Raw genomic sequence first — 24,351 nt, forward strand, 5'->3', positions numbered from 1 at the left:
TTCAGCGTTGGGTCAGCGGTCTCACCGCAACGCGTAATCCAGCACAATCCCCACGAAAATCGCCAAACCGGCCCAATGGTTGTGCAAAAAAGCCTTGAAGCAGCGCATCCGGTCTCTGCTGCGGGTGTACCAGAATTCCCAGGCAAAACACCCGGCAGCGGCCACCAGCCCCAAGTGGAACCAGCCGCCCAAGTGGAATTTCGACCCGGCCAGCAGCAGACAACCCAAGGCCAAGCCCTGCAGCGTCAGGATGATCACGCGGTCGGCATCGCCAAACAGAATGGCCGTGGACTTGACGCCGATCCGCAAGTCATCGTCCCGGTCAGTCATCGCGTAATAGGTGTCGTAGCCCACCGTCCACAGCAGGTTGGCGATGTACAGCAGCCAAGCCGCCGCCGGCAAATGCCCGGTTTCGGCAGTGAACGCCATCGGCATGCCCCAGGAGAACGCTGCCCCCAGCACCACTTGCGGATAGTAGGTGTAGCGCTTCATGAACGGGTAACTGAACGCCAGCGCCAGCCCGCCGAGGGACAGCAAGATGGTCGGTGCATTGGTACACAGCACCAGCAGGAAGCTCACGCCCATCAGCACCGCGAAGAACACCAGCGCCTCTTTCGAACTGATCTTGCCGCTCACCAGCGGGCGCTGTTCGGTGCGTTTGACGTGGCCGTCCACCTTGCGGTCGGCCCAGTCGTTGATCACACAACCACCGGCGCGAGTCAGAACCACGCCAAGCACGAAAATCACGATGTTGGCCAGGGACGGCGAACCTTCCCCGGCAATCCACAAAGCCCACAACGTCGGCCATAACAGCAGATAGATGCCGATGGGCTTGTCCAGGCGCGTCAGTTGCACGAAGTCCCACGCCCGCGGGTTCAGGCGGTTCAAGGATTTGAGCAGTTGCACGTACATCAGCAGTTCTCCGAATAGGCGCGGGCGACGGTCCACAGGCGCGGCAGGAAAATTTCCGCCACCAGCACACTCAACGTTCCGCGATCAAAACGCGAACGGCGGCCCCACAGTTCACGAGCGCGCACCTCAGCCGGCAACCATTGTTCGGGGTAATGGCAAACCTCGATGGCCCGGCGCTGGAACGCCTGGTCGCAAAACAGCAACTCACCCAGAGAGCGACTGCCCAGCTCGTCCATCTGCAAACCGTCGCCCTGCAACGCGCTACGCGCCGCCACACTGCGGGCAAACACCCAGGCCTCGCCATGGCCGCGCAGATACACCTCGCGTACCCAGCCTTCGCTGCCCTCGGCCAGATCCAGCGCGGCACATTCATCGGCACGCAAGGGTTGCCAACCTTCGAACAGCGGCGTCACGCTGAAACGCTCATCCGACAGCCGCGTCAGGCGCCGGGTCAGGGACCCTTCGTCGAACAGCCAGTCGAGCACACAGGCGTCAGGGCGAGGCGACAGCAGGGGCTGGGGCAACCATTGGAGTGTAGGAAATATCGAATTTGTATGCGGCACAGAGGTCTTGAATGGCAGCAAATGAGGCCGCGAGCTTACCATGTCGGTTGGCGAATTTGATTCAGCGGGGCGGTCTTAGCGTCGATCATGCTTGCATCTCTCGCGACCGATCAGTACAAAACGCCCTGAGCCGGAAGGGGCAGCTTTACATCGACCCAACCATACCGGCAAATGCCGACACCTGAGGAAGTACCTGAATGAAAAAGTGGCAATGTATTGTCTGCGGCCTGATCTACGATGAAGCCCTTGGCTGGCCGGATGACGGCATCGCGCCCGGCACTGCCTGGCAAGACGTACCCGAAGACTGGCTCTGCCCGGACTGCGGCGTGGGTAAATCGGATTTCGAAATGATCGCTATCTGATCGTTTCCTGCATGGAGAGCTACATGGAGAGCAACATGAGTGCACCTGTCGTCATCGTCGGTACGGGCCTTGCCGGTTACAACCTGGCCCGGGAGTTTCGCAAACTCGACAGCGAAACTCCGCTGCTGCTGATCAGCGCCGATGACGGTCGCTCCTACTCCAAGCCGATGCTCTCCACAGGCTTTGGCAAAAACAAAGACGCCGACGGCCTGAGCATGGCCGAGCCGGGCGCCATGGCCGAGCAACTGAACGCCGAAGTGCGCACCCACACCCGCATCAGCGGCATCGATCCGGGCCACAAACGCTTGTGGATCGGCGAAGAAACGGTGAACTACCGCGACCTGATCCTGGCCTGGGGCGCAGAAACCGTGCGCGTGCCGGTGCAGGGTGATGCCTCGGACCTGATCTTCCCCATCAACGATCTGGAAGACTACGCACGCTTTCGCGCAGCTGCTGCCGGCAAGCGCCGGGTACTCTTGCTCGGTGCCGGGCTGATTGGCTGCGAATTCGCCAACGACCTGATCCTGGGCGGTTACGAAGTGCAACTGGTCGCGCCGTGCGAGCAAGTCATGCCGACCCTGCTGCACCCTGCGGCCGCTGCGGCGGTACAGGCCGGGCTGGAAAGCCTCGGCGCGCGTTTCCACCTGGGGCCGGTGCTCAATCGCCTGCAACGGGTGGCCGACGGGCTGGAGGCGCACCTGTCCGACGGCCAGGTGATCGCCTGCGACCTGGTGGTCTCGGCCATCGGCCTGCGCCCCCGCATCGACCTGGCCGCCGCTGCCGGCTTGGTGGTCAATCGCGGCGTGGTGGTCGACCGCCACCTGAAAACCTCCCACGCCAACATCTACGCCCTGGGCGACTGCGCCGAGGTCGACGGCCTGAACCTGCTGTACGTCATGCCGCTGATGAGCTGCGCCCGCGCCCTGGCCCAAACCCTGGCCGGCAACCCGACCGCCGTGCGCTACGGTGCCATGCCAATTACCGTGAAAACCCCGGTGTGCCCACTCGTGGTTTCGCCACCACCACGGGGCAGCGAAGGCGTGTGGAGCGTTGAAGGGCAGGGCAGCGACATCAAGGCCCTGTGCCGCGACGCCAACGGCAACCTGCTGGGCTACGCCCTGACCGGCGCGGCGGTGATGGAAAAACTGGCACTGAACAAAGAGCTTCCAGCGCTGCTGGCGTAAATGCCAGTCCTTCTGTCGTAAATACCCTGCTTTCGGCGCGACAAAGGCCACCCTGACACTGGCGCCGCCTGCGGCCCCGTGCCATCCTCACTCCCGTCTGCCGCAGAGTAGAGCCTGCGGCGCCTTAGGGGCTGTTTCCATGAGTACAGCCCAGACATAACAACAAAAAAACCGTCAAAAGGGGCTTCATTCATGCGTAAACCAGAACTCGCCGCCGCCATCGCGGAAAAGGCTGACCTCACTAAAGAGCAAGCCAACCGCGTCCTCAACGCCGTTCTCGAAGAAATCACCGGCGCCCTGCACCGCAAGGACAGCGTCACCCTGGTAGGCTTCGGCACCTTCCTGCAGCGCCACCGCGGCGCGCGTACCGGCAAAAACCCACAGACCGGTGAGCCGGTGAAGATCAAGGCCAGCAACACCGTCGCCTTCAAGCCGGGCAAAATGTTGAAGGCCAGCGTCAATCCATAATCGCCGCGGGTTCCCCGATTAGGGGGCAAGCGGTAGAAAAAAAGGGCATGCCGATTGAGTCGGATGCCCTTTTTTTATGGCTTTTTCCCGAACGTCGAAGGCCCCAAACCGCCAATGTGGGAGCGAGCCTGCTCGCGATAGGCCGCCTGTTGGTTGGGCGAGGGGATTTATCCCCGCTCGGTGGCGCAACCCAGATTAACGCCCGTATACCTTCTGCAACTGCGCCTCTGTCAGCGCATCCTCGAACGGCACCGGCACTGATTTCACCGCGCCGTAGAGGTTGCGATAACGCCAGTAACTGCCGTTGTGGGCCAGTTGATAACCGCGCTCGACCACGCGCTGACCATCGAGCACATAACGCAAGGTTTCCTGGGCGGCTGGCGGTGGGGTCGGCAGCATCAGGTCGGTGGTCAGCACGCGCATCGATTCGTCGATGCACTCGTCCAGCACCGCCGTGACTTGCGTCAGATCCAGGCTGCCATCATCAATGCAGCGGCTGCCGCAACGCCGAATCGGCTGGCTGGTGACTTCGATGCGCATGCGGTACAGCGCCGAACCGGCAATATCCTGGACCTGCACCTGATTGATCAGCACGAAACTGCCGCGATCGGGGGTGAGCATCAGTTTAGGTTCCACCAGTAGGCGCGCGGTCACGGGCCCCATTCCCTGCTTGAGGCCGGCCGCCAGCGAAGCCTGCTGGAAACGCTGTTGCAGACGTTCCTGCAACGGCACGCCCGCCAACAGATCGGCCAGCGGGCGCGACTCCTTGGCGGCAGCGTTTTCCGCATCCCGCTGCAAGCTGCCGCCGCCCATCTGGGTATTGATCAGGCTGGCGACCAGCAAACCGGCAAGACCGGCGGTGTTGCCGGAACTGGCGATCAGATTATGGCTCGACGACGCGGCCTGCTGCGCGGCCTTGGCGTCGACCACAGTGCTGGCCCCCACGAACGCCGGCGGCAGTTGTACATCCACCTTGACCCCATGGGCCTGGACGTAAGTCACCGCCTCTTGCGACTTGAAACCGGCCGGCGGCGCAGGCTTCTGCGCGCAACCGGCCAGCACCAGCAGGGCCAGCGTGCCGGCCGCTAACAGCGCCCGTTTCATTGTTGTTCGAACGGGGTGATCATTTGCTGGCGGCTGGTATCCATCGCCTGGTAGAAGGCGTTGGTCAGATTTGCGTAGTTAGGCTCGTCCCACTCACCTTGAGCGGCCTGCACAACGGCAAAAGGTTTGAACCACAGCAGCTTGTTGTCGGCCAGATCAACCACCATGCCTTGCCCGCCCACCTGCGCCATCGGCACGCTGGTCGGCACGACGCTGTAATAGCTGCGAGTGGCGCCGGTAGCCAGAATGTTGACCAACAACAGGCGATCCACCCCGTAAGTCGCCTTGAGCGGCGTCAGGTCGCGGACCGTGTAGCCTTCGCGGAAACTGACTTCCTTATAGACCTTCAGATCCACCGGCTCGTCGATTCGTTTGGCCTTGTAACCCTTGGCCTGCAACTTGGCGACGATGGCGTCCGGCAGCGTGTTGAGGTCCTTGACTTGCCATTTCTCGACATTGTCGCTGAGCGTGCTGTTAACGCCCTTGTTGATGGCCAAATCCAGAAGGCCCTGATTGCCGGTCAGCGCCAGCACAGGCTCCGGCACCACAGTAATCGCCACGCCGATAGTCGGCTCCTTGGCGTCCCAGAATTGATGATCCAGCGGTACTGGTGGTTGAACGTGGGCGCAGCCGGTGAGGGTGAGGCAGGCGAGTAACGTCAGTGCAGCGAGGGTGCGGAAGGTGTGAAAAGACATGCATCAAGTCCTTATGATTTAAAAACGATGCTGCCTGTGTCGGCAGCATTGGGCAGAACAATAGTGGCATATTGATATTTTTTTCTGCTGGGTTACAAGACGCTCGGCCCCGGCCCTGCACTCTGTAGTTGGGGAACGATAGGGCGATCAAGGCGCGTAGAGGTGATTTGCGTGGATCTATAACGTGCGTACGGACTTGAGCGTTTCATCGCCACAGGCAGCTATCAGCCAGAAGCGGTCTCTTTGGCGCGGCCGCAAATACGTCAGTTCAATTAAGAATTGGATGAAGGAAACTGCGCTCATAGCTCAGGATGAATTTTTGCTCGGTAGCCTGCGCCACCAATTGGATGCACTCAGGATCTACTCCGGCCTCCCTACGATACTGCTCATAATCTGCCAGGCTGGAAAAGCTGAATAGACAGTAAGCTATGTTGTTGGCGCCTTCGGCTGGTAGAAAGTAGCCGTGGTGGTTTCCTCCCATACGGGTCACCACACGAATCCAATGGCGAGAATAGCTTTCGAAAGCCGGGATCTGGTAGGGATCGATTACATACCTGACGTGGCAAGTGATCACTGGTTCATTCCTTTGAAAATGGGGAAACCGCTATTTTACACATGCCATAAGCTGAGTCGGCGATGGCAGTTCTGGGTCGTTTTTTGCTTGTCGTGACCGGCTGAAAACGACCCATAGAAGCCGGTGACGAGTAACTGAACTTAAAGCTGTAGGCTGGTCGTAGACACCGCGTCCGTAACTCCGTAATGTGCGCAAAAGTCATGTCGCTTCTACCTCCCTGCTATATGTCGCGTTTGCTAGCACGCTACTCAAGCTGATCAAGGAGTTATGCATGAACAAGGAACGTTACCAGACACAAATGGCGCAAAACATTACCCCATTTATGTCGCCTACTTAATAGTTAGGGTTAAAATGCAAAGCTACTGGGCACCATCAAGAGTTATCGGTCTTTTCGGTACTGCGTTTATTATCTTGGCGGTAATTACAAGCTATGTAGGCACAAACAATCCAATATTAAAATTGAACGAGAACCAAATTCTTTATCTGTTTTCAACTTCAGCACAAGTGCTAGCTGGGGTCTATGGGTTAACTCTCACAGGTTTCATATTTTTCCGCAATGAGCTTAGTCGTGAAGAACTTGAGGATGAAACTTTAGTCGAGGCTGTAGAGAGCCTTAAAAACAGATATTTTACTTTATTAATATTTGTAACTCTATCTTCCGTTGTTACGTTGTTACTCTCAAACCTGGCTATATCCTACGAGAGCACAGGAACATCGCTTAGTACGATAATTATAAACTCAGCACAATCTGCATTTGTAACCACTTTACTGGCTGTCACCTATTTCATTTTTGAAGTTATATCCCCCAAACGAATTGAAAGAGAAAGCAGGAAGCTTCAAAGCCAGGTGGACCCTGTAAGAGAGGAAACAAACAAAGGAAGCCTTGAAGAATTCTTGAAAAACTACAATCAAATTGAAGAAATCATTGCTAAGTATGGATCAATATATCAAACAACATCTTCGATAGAGCACACCAGTAGACCTCGCCGGCATATTTCCAATGCAAAATTATCCGAAATGCTCTTCCGAAACGAGAAAATTACCGAGTCGCTATATGGTGAGATCAGAGCTTTAATAACTCTTCGCAACTCGATTATTCATGGCGCCGAGCCGGTTGTTAGCGAGCACATTGTGATTAACTCATCCACTATTTTGAGTGAGCTACGGAAAGCACTGGATCTAGGTAATTGACCCCTAACCAATAGCTCAAGTCGTTCGCTTCGCTCACTCGGGGCCGGCTAAAGTCAACCCCTTAACGAAACTTTATATGTCATAGCCGTCACCGAGTTTAATATGCAACCAAAGTACGAAGAAAAAACATTCGAGAGCTATTTCAATACCGAACTTGATCGTAGAGCTTCAATTTACTTCCCATTTGGACAGGTGCAAGAAGGAGGTATTGGTGCAGATGCCTCAGGTTTCTCTCGAAATCGTTGGCTTTGGTGGCGTCTTGGCTATCCTTATTTTTTACGCATGCCATTTGAAGGAGTAGATATCCGTGAAGCTGCCGACGAGATGGAAATCCATATTGGTCGAGAAATTAACAATATCCCCAATATTAAAGCGAATCTTTTCTTTCAATACAAAAGACCAGAATTTATTACCTCAAAACTTGGCTCGGAGTGGCCGCACTGGCACCAAAAATATTTCAGATACGACATTTATCAAGAACAACAAGAGCTACTAGTACATTTAGCATTAAAGTTTGGAGCCAAGGCGCTTGTTCTTTATGCGTCTCCTGCTCTAGAGAATGTGAACGACCTTGTAGATGCTAAGCGGCGTAAATGCCTGATCGAAAATACAAATTTTAGACCCGCAGCTGAATTAACTGGGCATCATCGAAACACCTATATTAAAGCAGGAACATATTCCATTGCTTGTAGCGAGCCAGAGGGTATGGGGCGATTTGATTTGCTACAGCAGCTTGAAGCCCTTAAGGACAATAAAAGTGTTAACGGAAAAGAGAGCGTAATCGAAGCTGCAAATACAGTACGGAATATCGCCAAGCAGGATTCAGTTTTTGGCACAGCATATAGGCGTGAGTTAAATATTTATTCCGAGGCAGGCCTTAATAGATTTCCACTGCTATTTTCTATTGTCTCCATGAGTGTGTTCAGGGAGCTGAGCGGTATTCAATGGGTTCTCGCCATAGATAATCAATGATACATGACAAAGCGCTCAAGCCTCTCGTCTTACTCGCTGGGACTGGCTAGCCGGCCGAAGCTGGCCACCGTCGGCCTAGAAACGTTGTGAACGCTTGCGTTGTTCTAAGGCTTAGGTCGGTCAACCTAAGCGCTGCTTTATAAAGCATGAGATTAAAAAAAGTGGCCGCGAGATTAACAGTTGACACGAGAGCCGCGTCGCTAGGAATACAGCGGGGAAGCTGCATCGTATTCGGGACACGACCTCATCGCGTTCTAGACCTTAGGCTCCGTTAATACGCTTGAGCTCCTGTATCCAATCAAACAGGCTTTCTTGAGCTAAATTTTGCTGGAACTCGAACCCTTCATCGTCAAAATAACCTTCCATCTCGATGGCGTATTCATGTTCTCGAAGTTCATGGGTAACGCTAAGCGCTACACCTTCTAGCGCACAAATGCTGTTGCTAAGGGAGGTTATGAAGACACCGCGAGCCAACACTCCATTGCTGTAGGCTGCCAGCGAGTCCTCCAGCCGACTGAGAATCGATAGGTTTGACATAACTCTCCTTGTGCCTCCTCTAGAGTGAATATAACGCGACCGTCCGCTTCTGGCTGAAAGCTGCCATCCAGAAAGGCCGTTCGCCCAGAAGGGGTCCTTCAACTGAGTCTAAGAGATGACGCGCGACTCATCGCTGGTTTCGAACAGGCTGTTCTTTGTAAAATTACGTGGTCCGCAATGATTATTGCCTTGAGTAAATAGGAATGGCCGAAGGCTGATGGGCGATGGCTTATCGATAAGTGTGAAGTCTAATAAATGAGCCTTCTTCCTTTATAGACGAAATAATATCTCTCCTATCTAGAGACTCTGCAAAGCGTCTATTTCGCTCGGTTCCTTCCAGCTTCGGTCGCTTCTTACTTTGTGATAAATCCGAGTACGGATAGTCCAAGCCTGACAATACTTCAATAATTATCTCGATGGATAATATATCAACAAAGTTATATAAAATATCTTTGCGCTTTGACGTCTCTTTGGAGTGAGTTAGGCAGTGTGAGATTGTCGAAATATCAAATGTTCTATCGCTGAGGTCTTCTCGACCAAGTAAATTTCCGGCGCGCTGAGTGAGCGATGCGCTTGAGTTAAGTTCGTCCATGGTTAAACTCTTCAGCAAAAAGCACTTTTGGTCTAATGGCAGATTAGAAGCCAGAAGTAGCGCTTTTAGTTCGGGGCTTAGAGGGTATTGGTCTATGCAGCTTTTATAAGAGCCAAAGTTTTGGATGATCAAAGCTATTCTGAGTGTTGTTGAGGTTTCGGTTGCGGCAAAAGACTTTTCATTTAGGCGAACAATACCTAAATTTACTAGGATTAATCGCCTCTCCTCAGGAATATCATCTGGAAAGCTCGCGTAATTATAAGGGACGCTTCGACAAAGGTGCTGGTAGCTTGCATCATTAATCGTCGCATTGGAAATTATGAACCTGCTCAGATTATCGGTTTGATCGGCACTTAATTGTGGAATTTTATTTTCAGAAAGAGTGCGAAAAACTGTTTCACGATTAAGAACTTCGTTGAGTAGCTCTTCATCGAGCCCTTCAAGAGTTTGAAAGCATAGGATGTTATCCCACGTGATGGCAATGTGCTCGCTGTAAACGAGGTCATTCCAAAGATAAGCTGGCAACCCATCAAAGGTCGAAAAAATATGATCTTGCTGTAACGTGAATTGAATTGCCAAGCCTTCGTCAACTTTCGGATGATTGACCAAGCTCAGTATCGCCTGGGGAGACTCTTGTACATTGGCCTCTATAGCGCAAGCAACATCACGCAAATAGGTATTGATCTCTCTATCGACGTAAGCCTTTAATGGAGCACTTCCAAAAGTACTGATTGCAGTGTAGTTCGACCTATCAGAGTCGAACCGAGCAGTGATTTCTTCATGTTCAGTGGTGGTTGTAAAAGTATGAGTCAGCAAAAGCTTTACATTGGCTACGGAGAGTCGATATAGATCTTTCTGATGAACATATTCAAATAGCTCGATGAGGCTGGAAACGTCGCTGAGTTGTTCAACTTTTACGTTCAGTAGCCGAAGCGCGTCGAACCCTTTTTCGAAAATCAAGTTCTCAGAAAATATTACTGCGGCGTGGGCGGAGATGTACTTGGTCAGCGCTGAGTCGGCGTTCATTTGGTTAGATATATACGATGGATCTATATAGGCTATGATCCGAGCGACGTGCTGTATTGCTATGGTCGTCTCAATTGCTTTTGCTCCGTAGCCTGACCAATGTGTAGCTATGACCTGAGTTAACGACGATGGGTACTTACCGATGAGCCAATAAGCCTCGAAGAACTGATTGGTTTCCGGGAGGTGTCTGGATAGGTAGTTGATGACTAGCTGAGTCCTTGGGGAAACTGGAAGTGCATCATTGAGTTGGTAATCGATGAGATCGACGTTTAAAGTATTTCCTGTACCAAAATCCTCTTCGCGAAGTTCATCTATTACTTCTGAAGGATTATCGACCGTTAGAGTCGGATCAGATGCCCTGAAGTCGCGGATTGCTAAAATGAAATCCCAATCGTTACGAGACATCCGGCCTTCGTGAAACATGGATATGTAGAGATAATACGTCTCGTCAAGATAACCGTTTCTGACTAAATAGTTCAGTAGGCGGGCATCTACAATCTGGTGTGGCTCCGTTATATCACCTATCTGGAATCCTGCTAGGTTTAGCAGGTGATGCAATGGCTGTCGTGTTAAAGAAGATTTTTCCTCTTTCAATGTCTCGATTTGGGAGTTGATCTCGAGTCTGTTTTTGACAGTCTTGCTGACGATGTTTTTGTGGCGTTCGCTAAAGGTAATGCCGGGTGAGATAATTTCCTCAAGCGCTCTGAATGACATCGACAGAGGGATCTTTTGCTCGTTGCCATAATGGTTATTCCTGATCCTTGCGCGGACAGCTAAATTCTTCTCTTGGAATATCTGCTCAAAATTACTCCATTCAAGTATTTGGTCGGCTGAAAAGTTGGCTCCTCCTGCATAAATGCCTATGATGTCGTATTCAGTGTAAGAACTACACAAGTGCCCCCAAAAAATTTTTACTAACTCTGTGATATTGTTGCAATGTTCTTCGTTAGACTTTGTAATGAGCTCCCTCAAATATTCAATTTCACTATCTATTTTTTTTGCCGACTGAACCAATATGCTTGTCCGTTTCTGAACAATTTCGTGCAGCGCGCCATTTCCATGATGTAGGCTTTCAAAGTCTTTTGGATAAGAGTTTTTGTAAATAATGGCCGCTAGAAGCTTGCTGAAATTCAGCTTGCTTGATCCAATTTTCTTCTCGTAGATTAAAAACTCATTGCTTATATTTTTGATTAAGCGCATGTCATCTAAGTAGAGCGCTACTTCTCCAATGAACCTGTCATTTATTTCCTCGGTATACCCCGCAGCATGAAAGCACTGCTTAAGAATTTCCCTGGAGTTGGAGTTGTTTATTATCGGGATGATGGGGACGATGAAATCGAAAAACTTAGCTCTGTCCTTATTGAAGAATATGTCGTCTTTGATTGCATAAATAAATTTTAGTGGCTGAGTTCTTCTGAGAGAAAGAAATCGGGACGCCCGCTTTGGTCGGTCATTTATTATTTTGTTTATTTCCCGTAGTTTTATAAAAATCTCGGGATTCCCGAATCTATCCAGATCTTCAAAAACCACCAAATCGTAATCATTCTCTTCGAAAAAATAGATAATCTCGTCAAGATGTTTGTTGAGTATCGAACTCTCAGGTATCCCGTCCAGTTCGACCGCTCCACTCTGTAGAGACAACTTTTTTACTGAAAGCGAGTGTGAAGTTTCCAAGGCTTTTGAGATAAGTCTTGCAAGATATAACAAGGTATAGGCAATGGTGAAAATCCAAGGCCAACCCAATGCGTCGGTGCTGAACGCCTTTAGCAACTTGTCATGATGTTGGTACAGTAGGCCTATCGCGACTGCCCAGCCAACAAACAAAATAGCGTTGAGATCGACCCACTGAGGTTTGGAAATTCTTTTGAATCGTGAGTAGGGTAAGGTTCCCGCAGCTGCCCCGTACAGCATTTGTTGGAGAATGCTGCGTTCGACCCTTACAGTCACATCCTTTTCTGGGTCTTGGTCTTTATCCTGAGCGTTCAATTCGTTGGGATCACTAAATGTAGCTAGAGAGACGTTCAGAAAACGGTAGCAAGAGTTTTTTTCGAAGGTCTTGATGACACTGGTCTTGCCTGACCCATAAGGGCCCGTGATGGCGATGTTTCGCACCGATGGATTGCGCAAGGCAAACTCAAGCGCTGCTTGGTAAAGACCACTTTGGTCTGCGGCGTCAATAGGAGCTAAATCAAAAAAACCGGTGCTAAGAGGTCGTTCAGGTTGAAAGCGGCGTGTCATTTTTTTAACAAATGAGGTGCCTTTGAGCAGTGCGAGTATCGATTCCAATAGCTTCATTTCTACCCTCATCGACCCCTGTTGAGTTTCCATCAGATGCCACTTAAGCCATCCGTTTAGTATCTCAGTGGCATTATGCCTTCTGAAATCAGCGTAGCAATGTGCTTTTTGCAGACTGTATCCAATCGTCGAACTATTTGGCCTCTCTAGCCCAGTTTTCATCCTCTGAGGCAGTGAATTAGGCAGAACGGTTGCTTTTGGCCGATACCAGACGAGGGTCAAGAGTCAGTATTCGAACTGTTGGCTTGATGTCGGCACGTGATGCATCGAAACGAAAGCGCAGCTCCGAGTTATCGCCGAATGCGCATGGAGTAAGCTAGCTGGGGAGAGCATAGCCTAGTGATGAATGAGACTCGCTCGTTAGGAAAGTTGCGGTCAGATACAGATACATCAAACCCGACGCAATACGTCGGGTTTGATATCGGATGGTTTGCTATCGCGGATCAACGTTATCCAGCACCCGGTTCGCCAGCAATGAACTCAGTTCGATCAGTTGCTGGACGCCGAGGGCGATGTGGCGGCGTGGGCCTTCGAGGTCGAACGCCAGATTGCTGATCATCGCGTCGGCGGATGCCAGGTTTTCGCTGAGGTTGGCGAGCAGGCATTCGTTGTCGGCGTTTTTTGCCACGGTGAACAGTTGGCCCGGTTTGGATGCATCTTCGGACTTTTCCGGTTTTGGTAGCAGGTAGTGGTCCAAGGCGCGTTTGGCGGCTTCGTCGTGCTTTTTATTTTTGCTACTGGAATGAGTAGAGGTTGCGCCTGTTTCTGGAGGATTCGGAGTTATCTTGAACATATGCATTTTTCCTTCTAGTAGGCCGCAACCATCTCGCTACTAAACGAAGGGGTGGCAGCTGTGCGCAAGTTAGTAGACCGGTGGAAAATACATAAAAGCCCGGCGCGCCCGAAGGCGCCATGCGCACAGCCACCATCAAATGCAGGCGACGCCTGACTGATGAGACTCATGCAACCATTATGTATTTCCAACCAGGGCTACTAAACCCGACCACTGATGGGCAGTGGCAGGAAGACAATAGAACCTGGGGACAAGGCGCACAAGCGGGCGGATTCTGGCGTAGTTGTAGGCAAAGGCGCAAGGATGCGTAGTTTGATGGAAAAGCGGTGCTAAATAGATGGGGAGGGTAGCCATGCCCCGAATTCCGCCTTAGCCAATGCGTCTCCTTCGATGGCATCGGGCGAGTATCGTGTCAGCGACTACCGCAAATACTCGCAGGTCGCTATCGCCTAGAACGCCTGCTCGGAGCAGGAGGTATGGGGGTCGTGTATCGCGTACGGGACCTGCTACACGAACAATACGGTGATCCCGATCCATACGTTGCGTTGAAAATGCTCAGTGAGCAATTCGATGGCTCGCCTGACGCGAGCGCGCTGCTCTACAGTGAGTTCGCCTTGAGTAGGCGATTACATCACCCGAACGTGTTGCGTCCATACACCTTCGAAGTGGACGCTGACCATCGACGGGCTTTTATCACCATGGAACTGATGCGTGGCTTGACCTTGGACCAACTGCTTTGCGAGCGGCCGCTGGGTTTGCCCTGGCATGAACTGCACGCCATCGCCGCGCCTCTGCTCGACGCCTTGGCGTATGCCCACAGCAGGGGCGTGCTGCACGGGGACATGAAGCCGAGCAACGTCATGCTCAGTGAGGAGGGGGTGCGTTTGTTCGATTTCGGCTTGGGTCTGGCGCAAGAGGGCCCGTTGAAGAGCCTGCCAAACCTGAGTCGAGATCGCCTCAACGCCTGGACCCCGAGCTACGCCGCCCCTGAGTTGCTTGACGGCGCACCGTTGTCAGAGGGGACCGATGCCTATGGGGTGGCTTGCTTACTGTATGAACTGGCGAGCGGCAAACACCCGTTCCGCCGTTTACCTTCAACCCAAGCTCGAGACGCCCGCATGGAGCGCGAACTCAAAGCTCCGCGCAATTTGCCCAGGCGTTGCTGGGCGGCGTTGCGCTTGGCGCTGACGTTTGATCCGGGACAGCGCCGCATTACTGCGGCGCAGTTGCGTGACGCCTTGGGTGCTGAGTCGTCCTGGTGGTGAACTGGTTGCGAGCATGGCGCGATCGGGCAATTCCAGAACATGAGAAGCATGGTGGGCGCTCTGACCAACAGAGGTAACTCGGATGTCGAAGGCTTCTACACCGGCCACTTGAGCGGCTTTATCGCCGACGACCTTCGGGCCATTCCGTCCCGTTAGGCATGCTCGCATATTAAAAATCTCGTGGTCGTTAACCCGAACCACAAGTGCCTCGCGTCTGACCCTGTGAACGGATCATTCATTCACGAGGTTCAACCCATGTCCTGTCCTCCTTCATTCCTACGTCCTGCTGCCCAGGGCTTCGCCGTGACCTTGCTGGTGGCATTGGCCGGCTGTGGGTTGTCTTCGTCCCGGGAGGCTGCCAAGCCGGCCGAACCGCCGTCTGCGTCCCCCGCCCCGGTACGGCAAAGCGAAGTTGCTAACGTGCGCGAGCCTCTGGTCAAGCGTATGGCCGCTCCGGCTTCGATGCCCTCGCCAAGGGTGAGGACCGATGCTGTCGCGGGGGATTACCGCGCCGAGCCCCGCGAGCAGTATGAAAAATTGCCGGACAACCCCATTCATAGCGTTGCCCAAACGCCGGTCTCGACCTTCAGCGTCGATGTCGATACCGGCAGCTACGCCAATGTGCGACGTTTCCTCAATCAAGGTAGCCTGCCGCCCGAAGGCGCCGTGCGACTGGAGGAAATGGTCAACTATTTCCCTTACGACTATGCCTTGCCCACCGACGGTTCTCCCTTCGGCGTGACCACTGAAGTGGCCCCGTCGCCATGGAACCCTCACACGCGCCTGTTGCGTATCGGCATCAAGGCGAGCGATCGCGCCGTGGCGGACCTGGCGCCGGCCAACCTGGTGTTTTTGGTGGATGTTTCCGGCTCCATGGACCGACGCGAGGGCCTGCCGCTAGTCAAGAGCACCCTGAAGTTGTTGGTGGAGCAATTGCGCGAGCAGGACCGGGTGTCTCTGGTGGTGTACGCCGGCGAATCCCGGGTGGTGCTCAAGCCGACCTCGGGCCGCGACAAGGTCAAGATCCGCAACGCAATCGATCAGTTGGACGCCGGCGGTTCCACCGCAGGTGCGTCGGGGATCGAGCTGGCCTATCAGATGGCTCAGGAAAGCTTTATCGACAAAGGCATCAATCGCATCCTGCTGGCCACCGATGGCGACTTCAATGTCGGCGTCAGTGACTTCGACAGCCTCAAGCAAATGGCGGTGGACCGGCGTAAAAGCGGTGTATCCCTGACCACGCTGGGCTTCGGTGTGGATAACTACAATGAGCATCTGATGGAGCAATTGGCCGATGCCGGTGACGGCAACTACGCCTACATCGACAACTTGCTTGAAGCGCGCAAGGTATTGGTCGACCAGCTCAGCTCCACCCTGGCGGTGGTGGCGCGGGATGTGAAGTTGCAGGTGGAGTTCAACCCCGCTCAGGTCAGTGAGTATCGGCTGTTGGGGTATGAGAACCGCGCGCTCAAGCGTGAGGATTTCAACAACGACAAGGTTGATGCGGGCGAAATAGGCGCCGGACACACGGTGACCGCCTTGTATGAAATTGTTCCGAAAGGCGAGCAGGGCTGGTTGGAACCGTTGCGTTATGCGAGCACACCCAAGCTGGAGGGCAAGGCAGGGGAGTTGGCGATGCTGCGCGTGCGCTACAAGCCCGTTGAAGGTGGGAGCAGCCGATTGATCGAGCATCCTGTCGGCAGCACGCAAAAAAATGACAAGGCCAGCGATGACTTGCGCTTCTCGGCCGCTGTGGCCGCCTTCGCCCAACAGCTCAAGGGGGATGGCCGCTACACTGGGACGATGAGCTTGAAGGACACCGCGCAATTGGCCCGTTCCGCCCGGGGCGATGATCCGTTTGGGCTGCGTGCCGAATTTGTCCAGTTAGTGGAACTCGCGCAGAGCCTTGAGCGCTGATCCTGACCACGACGAGGATCAAATGTGGGAGCGAGCCTGTTCGCGATAGCGGTGGATCGATCACGATCATTATTGACTGATCCGACGCAATCGCGAGCAGGCTCGCTCCCACGGTACTCTCTTGTCGCCTGCCAGAACTGTGTTAACCGCAAAGGAGTTCGTCACCAACATGCCCGCTCCGCATGATTGTCCCAGCGACGAATCGCTGCTGGCCCGCTACCGCGATGGCGACGGGGCGTGTTTTGAAGTCCTGTACGCCCGCCATCGACAGGGGCTATATCGTTTTCTGGTGTCCTTGAGCAACAAAGCCGAACTGGCCGAGGAAGTCTTCCAGGACACTTGGCTCAGCCTGATCCGCAGCACTACCCAGCCACAAGGACGGGCGAGTTTTCGTACATGGTTGTTCCAGATTGCCCGCAACCGCTTGATTGATCACTGGCGCAAACACGGTGTCCGCAACCCGCTGCACGACAGTTACGACGAACAGGTTCATGTCCAGCCCGACGACACCAGCAACCCCGAACAGCAGTTGAGCCTGAGTCGCGATCAGGCCCGCCTGGACGCCGCGTTGCAAGCCTTGCCCGAAGACCAGAGGGAAGTCTTCCTGCTGCGACTACACGGCGACCTGGAGCTGCCGCAGATCGCCGCCCTGACCGGCGCCCCGCTGGAAACGGTAAAAAGCCGCTTGCGTTACGCCCAGCAGAAATTGCATCGACTGCTGGCCGAGGAGGTACCCGCATGATTGATTCCAAACACACCCCGGACCCCGACGACGAAATGCTGATCGAGCATTTTCGCCAACACACCAGCGGCGAACCGCCCGTGTCCCTGGACGCTTTCATCCTGGCTGCCGCCCGTCGCGAAGCCCCGACGCCTACGCCCAGTCTGTGGAAACGCTGGCTACAGGCCTGCCAATGGCCGCGCTGGCAGATGGCATTCGCCACGGTTGCCGGGGTCGCGTTGATGATCGGTCTGGTGGTTCGCTCGCCAGTACCTCAGAGCGACCTGTCCGCGCCAGCTCCGATGGAGTTTTCCGCCAATCGACAGGAGTCCGCAGTCGCCGCCGCACCGCCGCCCGCCATGTCCGCTCCCGCGCCGATAGCCCGCATGGCAGCACCCCAGGGCGAAATCGCTCAAGCCCCGGCAAGCGCTGACCACGCCTTGGCGGAAAAGCCTGCGGCGAAAATGAGCAAACGCGTGCCCGCTGCACGGCTGTCGCTGGAGCAGGAACTGCTGGAAATCCTGCGCTTGCGCGAGGCGGGTGAGGACAAGGCTGCTGATGAAAAGCTGCTGGCGCTGCATCAGCGCTTTCCCGAGGAGGACTTGCCGGCGCGGTTGGAGGCGTTGCGCAAGCGTTGAGTGAAATCAGCGTCCACAAAAAAGCCCCAGGTCGCAAGACCTGGGGCTTTTGATTCTGCAGATGGTGCACCAGGCGGGATTCGAACCCACGACCCCTGCCTTCGGAGGGCAGTACTCTATCCAGCTGAGCTACTGGTGCGACGCGGGCGCCATGATACTCATATGCAATGCGGGCGTCCATGCTGCTGATTTGCCGGTGTTTTCATAAGCATAGGTGGGTATGGGCTACGCTGATCAGAAAAAGCAGGCAAATTCAGGTTTTTTGTTCTTTTTTTCGAACAGCCTATTGTCCTTCCCCCCCATCGGCCCTAGGATTCGTTTGAGATTTCAAACGCTCTTGTCTGGGTGCTGAACCGCACGTCTGTGCTTATGTGCGTTATTTCTGTGCTTCAGCCCGGTGGATGATTTCCCTGACGGCAGCCCCTGAGGCGCCTTTCTACAAATCTAATTCGCTCCGCGCGCGCGCGGTGCTGTTAAGGAAAGCCGACATGCAGCTTAAAGACACCCAGTTGTTCCGCCAGCAAGCCTTTATCGATGGCGCTTGGGTCGACGCGGACAATGGTCAGACGATCAAGGTTACCAACCCGGCAACGGGTGAAGTGCTGGGCACGGTGCCGAAGATGGGCGCTGCCGAAACCCGGCGGGCGATTGAAGCCGCCGACAAGGCGTTGCCGGCCTGGCGCGCCCTCACCGCCAAAGAGCGCGCCAACAAGCTGCGCCGCTGGTACGAATTGCTGATCGAAAACCAGGACGACCTCGGCCGCCTGATGACGATGGAACAAGGCAAGCCGCTTGCCGAAGCCAAGGGCGAAATTGTTTACGCCGCCTCGTTTATCGAATGGTTCGCCGAAGAAGCCAAGCGCATCTACGGTGATGTGATTCCTGGCCACCAGCCCGACAAGCGCCTGATCGTGATCAAGCAGCCAATCGGTGTGACTGCTGCCATTACCCCATGGAATTTCCCGGCTGCGATGATCACCCGCAAGGCCGGCCCGGCTCTGGCCGCGGGCTGCACCATGGTCATCAAGCCGGCTTCGCAAACCCCGTTCTCGGCGCTGGCGCTGGTTGAACTGGCCCACCGTGCCGGCATCCCGCAGGGCGTGCTGAGCGTGGTTACCGGCAGTGCCGGCGACATCGGCGGCGAGCTGACCAGCAACCCGATCGTGCGCAAGCTGTCGTTCACCGGCTCGACCGAAATCGGTCGTCAGTTGATGGCCGAATGTGCCAAGGACATCAAGAAAGTCTCCCTGGAACTGGGCGGCAACGCGCCGTTCATCGTGTTCGACGACGCGGACCTGGATAAGGCCGTCGAAGGCGCAATCATTTCCAAATACCGCAACAACGGTCAGACCTGCGTCTGCGCCAACCGTCTGTACATCCAGGATTCGGTGTACGACGCCTTCGCTGAAAAACTCAAAGTGGCAGTCGCCAAGCTCAAGATCGGCAATGGTCTGGAAGACGGCACCACCACCGGTCCGTTGATCGACGAGAAAGCGGTTGCCAAGGTGCAAGAGCACATCGCTGATGCGGTCAGCAAAGGCGCGACCGTGCTGGCTGGTGGCAAGGCCATGGAAGGCAACTTCTTCGAGCCGACTATCCTGACCAACGTACCCTCGAGTGCCGCCGTGGCGAAGGAAGAAACCTTCGGCCCGTTGGCGCCGCTGTTCCGCTTCAAAGACGAAGCCGAAGTGATCGCGATGTCCAACGACACCGAGTTCGGCCTGGCCTCGTACTTCTATGCCCGCGACCTGGGCCGTGTGTTCCGCGTGGCCGAAGCCCTGGAATACGGCATGGTTGGCGTCAACACCGGGTTGATTTCCAACGAAGTCGCGCCGTTCGGCGGCATCAAGGCCTCCGGCCTGGGCCGTGAAGGCTCCAAATACGGCATCGAGGATTACCTGGAAATCAAATACCTCTGCCTCGGTATCTGATTCTGCTGCAAGCGCAAAGGGCACGAGAGCGCTGTCCCTTTGCGCGTTTCACCCGTTCTGTTTCTTGTGGCCGGAACGCTGTGACAGTCGATCATCGCATGCTGTCGCAGTTGCCTCCCGTCCATGTACGCCTTGACCCACGCCGACCGATGAGCGGCGAATGAGGACATATTCAATGAGCAACAAGACCAACGCTTCCCTGATGAAACGCCGCGAAGCCGCTGTACCACGCGGTGTTGGCCAGATTCACCCGATCTTCGCCGAATCGGCGAAGAATGCCACGGTAACCGACGTTGAAGGCCGTGAATTCATCGACTTCGCGGGCGGTATCGCGGTGCTGAACACCGGCCACGTACATCCGAAAATCATCGCCGCCGTGACCGAACAGCTGAACAAGCTGACCCACACTTGCTTCCAGGTGCTGGCTTACGAGCCGTATGTGGAGCTGTGCGAAAAAATCAACGCGAAGGTGCCGGGTGATTTCGCCAAGAAAACCCTGCTGGTGACCACCGGTTCCGAAGCGGTGGAGAACGCGGTAAAAATCGCTCGCGCCGCCACGGGTCGCGCCGGTGTAATTGCCTTCACCGGTGCCTACCACGGCCGCACCATGATGACCCTGGGCCTGACCGGTAAAGTCGTGCCGTATTCGGCCGGCATGGGCTTGATGCCCGGCGGCATCTTCCGCGCGCTGTACCCGAACGAACTGCACGGCGTGAGCATCGACGACTCCATTGCCAGCATCGAGCGTATTTTCAAGAACGACGCCGAACCACGTGACATCGCGGCAATCATCATCGAGCCAGTACAGGGCGAGGGTGGTTTCTACGTGGCGCCCAAGGAATTCATGAAGCGCCTGCGCGCCCTCTGTGATCAGCACGGCATTCTGCTGATCGCTGACGAAGTACAGACCGGCGCCGGTCGTACTGGCACCTTCTTCGCCATGGAGCAAATGGGTGTTGCCGCCGACCTGACGACTTTCGCTAAATCCATCGCCGGCGGTTTCCCGTTGGCCGGTGTCTGCGGGAAGGCCGAGTACATGGACGCTATTGCCCCTGGTGGCCTGGGTGGCACCTACGCCGGCAGCCCGATTGCCTGCGCTGCTGCGCTGGCGGTGATGGAGGTGTTTGAGGAAGAGCACTTGCTGGATCGCTGCAAGGCGGTGGGCGAGCGTCTGGTGACTGGCCTCAAGGCCATCCAGAAGAAATACCCGGTCATCGGCGAAGTCCGTGCCCTGGGTGCGATGATCGCCGTGGAGTTGTTCGAAAATGGCGATACCCACAAGCCGAACGCGGCGGCCGTGGCTCAGGTTGTGGCCAAGGCCCGCGACAAGGGCTTGATCCTGCTGTCCTGCGGCACCTACGGCAACGTCCTGCGGGTGCTGGTACCGCTTACCTCGCCAGACGAGCAATTGGACAAAGGCTTGGCAATTATCGAAGAGTGCTTCTCCGAGCTCTGATTTTACGAGCCCTGAGCTGTGCGCTGACCCACAAAAAACCCGCTTCGCAGCGGGTTTTTTCATATTCGGGAACATATTCCCAGGGGTGGAGCTGTCTGCAACGGCCACCATTGGCTAAGGTGCAAGTATTGCGAGGGAGCGATGCTGCATGACTGCCGTGGATTTACCCGCTGTACCCCGTGTGTTGATCGCCGAGGCCGATCCGGTGTCTCGGGAGCTGCTTGAGCAGGTGCTATCGGGCATACGCTGCGATGCCCGGGTGGATACGTGCGGCGAGGGCCAGCAGGCTCTGTATCTGCTTGCGCACAACGCCTATGACCTGGTGATCGCCGATTGGGAATTGCCGGGCGTCGATGGCCTGAGCATCCTGCGGGGCCTTCGCCAGCAGCATCGAAAACCGGTGTTGCCGTTCATTCTCATGAGCCGGCGCAACGACAGCGCCAGCGTACGTGAGGTCTTGCCGCTGGCGCCTGCGGCCTACCTGACCAAACCCTTGAACCGGGAAGACCTGACCCAGCGTTTGCAGGGGCTACTGTTGAGCAGCGCAGAGGATTGCTCCACCGCCGTGTCAGCCCCGGAGCAGACCCTGACAACCTTTCTGGAGCGTCGACGTGATTCTTCCGAAGGCGCGCCGCTGATGACCGATGTGCAAGTGGCAGTCAAGCGCAGCCTCAACCCCGGCGGTCTGGACCTGAAACTGCTGGAAGAAGAAATCCGCACCGACCCGCAAATTACCGCCGTGCTGATTGCTGCGGCCAACAGCGCTGCGCAGCATCAGGGCGGCGGCCTGGTGCAGACGGTCGCGCAGTCGCTGCATCAGCTTGGTACCGGGCAGAGCATGAACCTGATTCTGGGGCTGACCCTCAAGCGCTGTGCCCGACTCAGTGTCCCGTGCCTGGCAGACTATGCCGAGCGTTACTGGGAGTTGTCGCTGCACACCGGTGAGTACGCCCGGATGCTGGCGCGGCTGCTGGATCTGGAGCAGGAGCGCTGCTATTGCGCCGGGTTGTTGCATCGCTTGGGGGACTTGGCGTTGTTGCGATGCCTGGAGGAATGGACGCAGGCCGGCGGCGAGCTCGACGAATCGGAGGAGGTGGGCAATTTGCTCGATCAGTTCGGTGCCAGCTTCGGTTCCGCGCTGCGCACCCGCTGGCGTCTGCCGCTGGAGCTGCGGGAGTTGATTGCGGCGGCCTATGGCCTGGGCGGCGGGGTTTACTCCCGCGAGGCACTGGTGATGAACATGGCGGCGCAAATGGCCCATCTGACCGAGCATGAAGGGCTGGAAGAGCTGGCCCGTGGGCGCACGGCGCGTTTGCTGAAGATCGGATTGCCGGAGTTGATGCGATTGCGCCGCAAGTAAGGCCGCTGACCAACCCTGTGGGAGCGAGCCTGCTCGCGATGAGGGGTGTGCCATTCACCGATGCGCTGGCTGTCAGTCCGCCATCGCGAGCAGGCTCGCTCCCACAGGGGGTATGACTGGAGTTTTGCTGACGCCTTGGCGACGAGATTGCTCAAGCCGCAATGATGCGATTTTTCCCCTGGCGCTTGGCTTCGTACATGGCCGCATCGGCGCGGGAGAACAGGGTGTCGAGGCTCTGATCTTCGGCGGTAAGGCTGGTCAAGCCTTGGCTGACGGTGATGCCGAAGCCTTTCTCCCCGCTGCGGAAAGCCAGGCGCTGAATCTCGCGCTGCAGACGCTCGGCGACTTGCAGTGCCATGTCCGGGGCACAGCCAGGGAACACCGCGGCGAATTCTTCACCACCGATTCGTCCAAACAGATCACCGCGTCTGAGAACGGAACGTCCGCTTTCGGCGATTTTCTGCAGCACGTTATCGCCTTCCTGATGACCGTAGGTGTCGTTGATCACTTTGAAATCATCGATGTCCAGCAACAGGAACGCCATGGGTGTGCCCTGCAGTCGTGCCTGCTCGAATTCACGGTGAGCGCATTCGAAGAAGTGGCGGCGATTGCTGCTCTGGGTCAGCACGTCGGTGGTTGCCAGTCGTTGCAGTTCGCTTTCCAGCAGCTTCTTTTCAGTGATGTCTTCGGCAATGCCCACCACGATCACCGGTTGCCCCGACTCAGCCTTACGGTTGATGAAGCATTTGTCGCTCAGCCAGCGGATCTGGCCATTGGCAGCGATGATGCGGTACTCACGATCCTCCACGGCACCTTTGACCAGCACTTCGGCCAGGCTGCGCTCCGCGTATTCGAGGTCGTCGGGGTAGATTGCGTCGCGCCATTCATTGAAATCAGCCAGCACCAGACCTGCCGGCCGACCGAAGATTCGTTCATAGGCGGGGCTGACATACAGGACCTGTCGGGTTTCCCAGTTGAACGCCCAGAGCACCGCGTTGACGCTGACCAGCAATGAGCTGAATAGCTGCTCACGCTCGCTCAGGCGCGCGACTTCGCCCTGGGCGTGCATCAGCGCCATGAGCGTCTGGGCCGCTTCGGGCCAGTGAGGTTGGGACGAATCCTGTAGGTTCTTGTCGACCATCGGCACAAATCTCAAAGAACGTGCACTGCTGTGGATTGGCACGCGCTTGCTCCAAAGCCCGCCAGTATGGCGAAGTGCTCTTTGAGATAAGGGATTCGGGGCGAAGTTCCTTTTCAGGCGACGAAGGGCGGGGTGCAGTGTCGGAGTTGCCGAAGGCTGCGATCTTTTGATCCTGATCTTTCGTTCACCTGGATGCGCCACCTGCGATCAAGACCACGGCGCAGGTTTGTTGCTGCCGGGTTGCCGTGAAGGCAACGAACTCTTGTTTCAGGCTCATGGCGTCTCTCGTAGGCCAAAGCATGAGGGCTTTCCGGCGAAATTCTTAGGGGGTAGAGGCCATCGCGGGGTGACGTTCTCCAACACGCTACTGGCGTATCAGGGCATGCTCATCAAGGCCATTCTCAGACGCTTGATCAGTTTCGGGGTCTTGAGACAATCGGCCGGGCGTTTGTTACCCAGGGCGGGCACGGTCTGTTCCAGCCACCAGAACCCTTCCTTGAGCCCCCTTTTTCCGTAGAGCACCACTGCCATGTCGAGGTTGTCATCCATGGCCTTGGCCAGCGTGCGGGCGTTGTCGTCGAGGTAGTCCTCTTCGTACAACCGCACGAAAGTTTGCCAATCGGCATCGCCGACGTATTCGTCTTCCAGTCCCAT

Annotated in this window: 21 protein-coding genes, 1 tRNA gene and 1 pseudogene; 12 read left to right on the plus strand and 11 right to left on the minus strand. The window is 55.6% G+C overall.

The genetic code is table 11. The features are described from left to right. Positions 1–21: 21 nt before the first annotated feature. Positions 22–912 (minus strand): 4-hydroxybenzoate octaprenyltransferase, encoded by an 891-nt coding sequence (gene ubiA / locus HQ912_RS01935; protein ID WP_173406393.1) that lies wholly within the window; start codon positions 910–912, stop codon positions 22–24. Next, entirely contained in the window at positions 912–1,475 is a 564-nt protein-coding gene (locus HQ912_RS01940; RefSeq protein ID WP_047226791.1) for a chorismate--pyruvate lyase family protein, read from the minus strand. Before HQ912_RS01940 ends, ubiA begins: the two co-directional genes overlap by 1 nt. 197 nt (positions 1,476–1,672) lie before the next feature. Between HQ912_RS01940 and HQ912_RS01945 the strand changes: the two genes are divergently transcribed. The 3 genes from HQ912_RS01945 (at position 1,673) to HQ912_RS01955 (ending at position 3,489) form a co-directional block, all read left to right on the plus strand. Beyond that, on the plus strand, positions 1,673–1,837 hold the full coding sequence (locus tag HQ912_RS01945; RefSeq protein ID WP_047226732.1) for a rubredoxin: 165 nt from the start codon (positions 1,673–1,675) through the stop codon (positions 1,835–1,837). A 35-nt stretch (positions 1,838–1,872) separates the two neighbouring features. Further along, positions 1,873–3,021 (plus strand): NAD(P)/FAD-dependent oxidoreductase, encoded by a 1,149-nt coding sequence (locus tag HQ912_RS01950; RefSeq protein WP_047226792.1) that lies wholly within the window; start codon positions 1,873–1,875, stop codon positions 3,019–3,021. 192 nt (positions 3,022–3,213) lie between these two features. Beyond that, the gene (locus tag HQ912_RS01955; RefSeq protein WP_047226733.1) at positions 3,214–3,489 is read left to right on the plus strand and encodes an HU family DNA-binding protein; all 276 of its coding nucleotides are present in this window, start codon (positions 3,214–3,216) and stop codon (positions 3,487–3,489) included. Positions 3,490–3,684: 195 nt separating this feature from the next. Here the strand turns inward: HQ912_RS01955 and HQ912_RS01960 are convergent, their stop codons facing one another. The 3 genes from HQ912_RS01960 to HQ912_RS01970 form a co-directional block, all read right to left on the minus strand. Beyond that, positions 3,685–4,593, minus strand: coding sequence for a hypothetical protein (locus HQ912_RS01960; RefSeq protein WP_173406394.1), 909 nt, complete (start codon positions 4,591–4,593; stop codon positions 3,685–3,687). Beyond that, entirely contained in the window at positions 4,590–5,288 is a 699-nt protein-coding gene (locus HQ912_RS01965) for a hypothetical protein (RefSeq protein WP_047226735.1), read from the minus strand. Before HQ912_RS01965 ends, HQ912_RS01960 begins: the two co-directional genes overlap by 4 nt. A gap of 268 nt (positions 5,289–5,556) precedes the next feature. Beyond that, the gene (locus HQ912_RS01970) at positions 5,557–5,862 is read right to left on the minus strand and encodes an NIPSNAP family protein (protein ID WP_173406395.1); all 306 of its coding nucleotides are present in this window, start codon (positions 5,860–5,862) and stop codon (positions 5,557–5,559) included. Between the two features lie 267 nt (positions 5,863–6,129). On the opposite strand from HQ912_RS01970, the gene HQ912_RS01975 reads away from it, so the two are divergent. Both HQ912_RS01975 and HQ912_RS01980 read left to right on the plus strand, forming a co-directional pair. Then, positions 6,130–7,053 carry a hypothetical protein gene (locus HQ912_RS01975; protein WP_173406396.1) on the plus strand — a complete coding sequence of 308 codons (924 nt, stop codon included), beginning with the start codon at positions 6,130–6,132 and terminating at the stop codon, positions 7,051–7,053. Between the two features lie 102 nt (positions 7,054–7,155). Then, on the plus strand, positions 7,156–8,025 hold the full coding sequence (locus HQ912_RS01980) for a hypothetical protein (protein ID WP_173406397.1): 870 nt from the start codon (positions 7,156–7,158) through the stop codon (positions 8,023–8,025). Positions 8,026–8,286: 261 nt separating this feature from the next. Here the strand turns inward: HQ912_RS01980 and HQ912_RS01985 are convergent, their stop codons facing one another. From HQ912_RS01985 to HQ912_RS01995, 3 genes are all read right to left on the minus strand, one after another. Then, the gene (locus HQ912_RS01985; RefSeq protein ID WP_173406398.1) at positions 8,287–8,562 is read right to left on the minus strand and encodes a hypothetical protein; all 276 of its coding nucleotides are present in this window, start codon (positions 8,560–8,562) and stop codon (positions 8,287–8,289) included. Positions 8,563–8,791: 229 nt separating this feature from the next. Next, positions 8,792–12,475, minus strand: coding sequence for a hypothetical protein (locus tag HQ912_RS01990; protein ID WP_173406399.1), 3,684 nt, complete (start codon positions 12,473–12,475; stop codon positions 8,792–8,794). Between the two features lie 433 nt (positions 12,476–12,908). Next, a complete protein-coding gene (locus tag HQ912_RS01995; RefSeq protein WP_173406400.1) occupies positions 12,909–13,268 on the minus strand; it encodes a DUF6124 family protein in 360 nt (119 codons plus the stop codon). Between the two features lie 419 nt (positions 13,269–13,687). On the opposite strand from HQ912_RS01995, the pseudogene HQ912_RS02000 reads away from it, so the two are divergent. The 4 genes and pseudogenes from HQ912_RS02000 to HQ912_RS02015 form a co-directional block, all read left to right on the plus strand. Beyond that, positions 13,688–14,533: pseudogene (locus HQ912_RS02000) on the plus strand (serine/threonine-protein kinase); the annotation flags it as partial. A gap of 255 nt (positions 14,534–14,788) precedes the next feature. Continuing rightward, the gene (locus HQ912_RS02005) at positions 14,789–16,450 is read left to right on the plus strand and encodes a vWA domain-containing protein (protein ID WP_173406402.1); all 1,662 of its coding nucleotides are present in this window, start codon (positions 14,789–14,791) and stop codon (positions 16,448–16,450) included. A 169-nt stretch (positions 16,451–16,619) separates the two neighbouring features. Then, positions 16,620–17,192, plus strand: a complete 573-nt coding sequence (locus HQ912_RS02010) for an RNA polymerase sigma factor (protein ID WP_047226755.1) — start codon at positions 16,620–16,622, stop codon at positions 17,190–17,192. Continuing rightward, entirely contained in the window at positions 17,189–17,809 is a 621-nt protein-coding gene (locus HQ912_RS02015; RefSeq protein ID WP_173406403.1) for a hypothetical protein, read from the plus strand. Before HQ912_RS02010 ends, HQ912_RS02015 begins: the two co-directional genes overlap by 4 nt. A 62-nt stretch (positions 17,810–17,871) precedes the next feature. On the opposite strand, the gene HQ912_RS02020 is transcribed toward HQ912_RS02015, so the two are convergent. Further along, positions 17,872–17,948, minus strand: a tRNA-Arg gene (locus HQ912_RS02020). A gap of 349 nt (positions 17,949–18,297) precedes the next feature. Here HQ912_RS02020 and gabD point away from each other — a divergent pair. The 3 genes from gabD to HQ912_RS02035 all read left to right on the plus strand — a co-directional run bounded on the left by gabD (position 18,298) and on the right by HQ912_RS02035 (position 22,556). Continuing rightward, positions 18,298–19,740, plus strand: coding sequence for an NADP-dependent succinate-semialdehyde dehydrogenase (gabD, locus tag HQ912_RS02025; RefSeq protein ID WP_139048765.1), 1,443 nt, complete (start codon positions 18,298–18,300; stop codon positions 19,738–19,740). A 175-nt stretch (positions 19,741–19,915) separates the two neighbouring features. Continuing rightward, positions 19,916–21,196: a 4-aminobutyrate--2-oxoglutarate transaminase gene (gene gabT / locus HQ912_RS02030; protein WP_047226758.1), complete on the plus strand. Its 1,281-nt coding sequence runs from the start codon at positions 19,916–19,918 to the stop codon at positions 21,194–21,196. Positions 21,197–21,344: 148 nt separating this feature from the next. Next, positions 21,345–22,556, plus strand: coding sequence for an HDOD domain-containing protein (locus tag HQ912_RS02035; protein ID WP_107323123.1), 1,212 nt, complete (start codon positions 21,345–21,347; stop codon positions 22,554–22,556). A 151-nt stretch (positions 22,557–22,707) separates the two neighbouring features. Here HQ912_RS02035 and HQ912_RS02040 read toward each other — a convergent pair whose 3' ends face one another. Then, the gene (locus HQ912_RS02040; RefSeq protein ID WP_047226760.1) at positions 22,708–23,697 is read right to left on the minus strand and encodes a GGDEF domain-containing protein; all 990 of its coding nucleotides are present in this window, start codon (positions 23,695–23,697) and stop codon (positions 22,708–22,710) included. 375 nt (positions 23,698–24,072) lie between these two features. After that, positions 24,073–24,351 carry a hypothetical protein gene (locus tag HQ912_RS02045; protein WP_047226761.1) on the minus strand — a complete coding sequence of 93 codons (279 nt, stop codon included), beginning with the start codon at positions 24,349–24,351 and terminating at the stop codon, positions 24,073–24,075.

Source organism: Pseudomonas sp. MPDS, assembly GCF_013283895.1.
GTDB lineage: Bacteria > Pseudomonadota > Gammaproteobacteria > Pseudomonadales > Pseudomonadaceae > Aquipseudomonas > Aquipseudomonas rhizophila.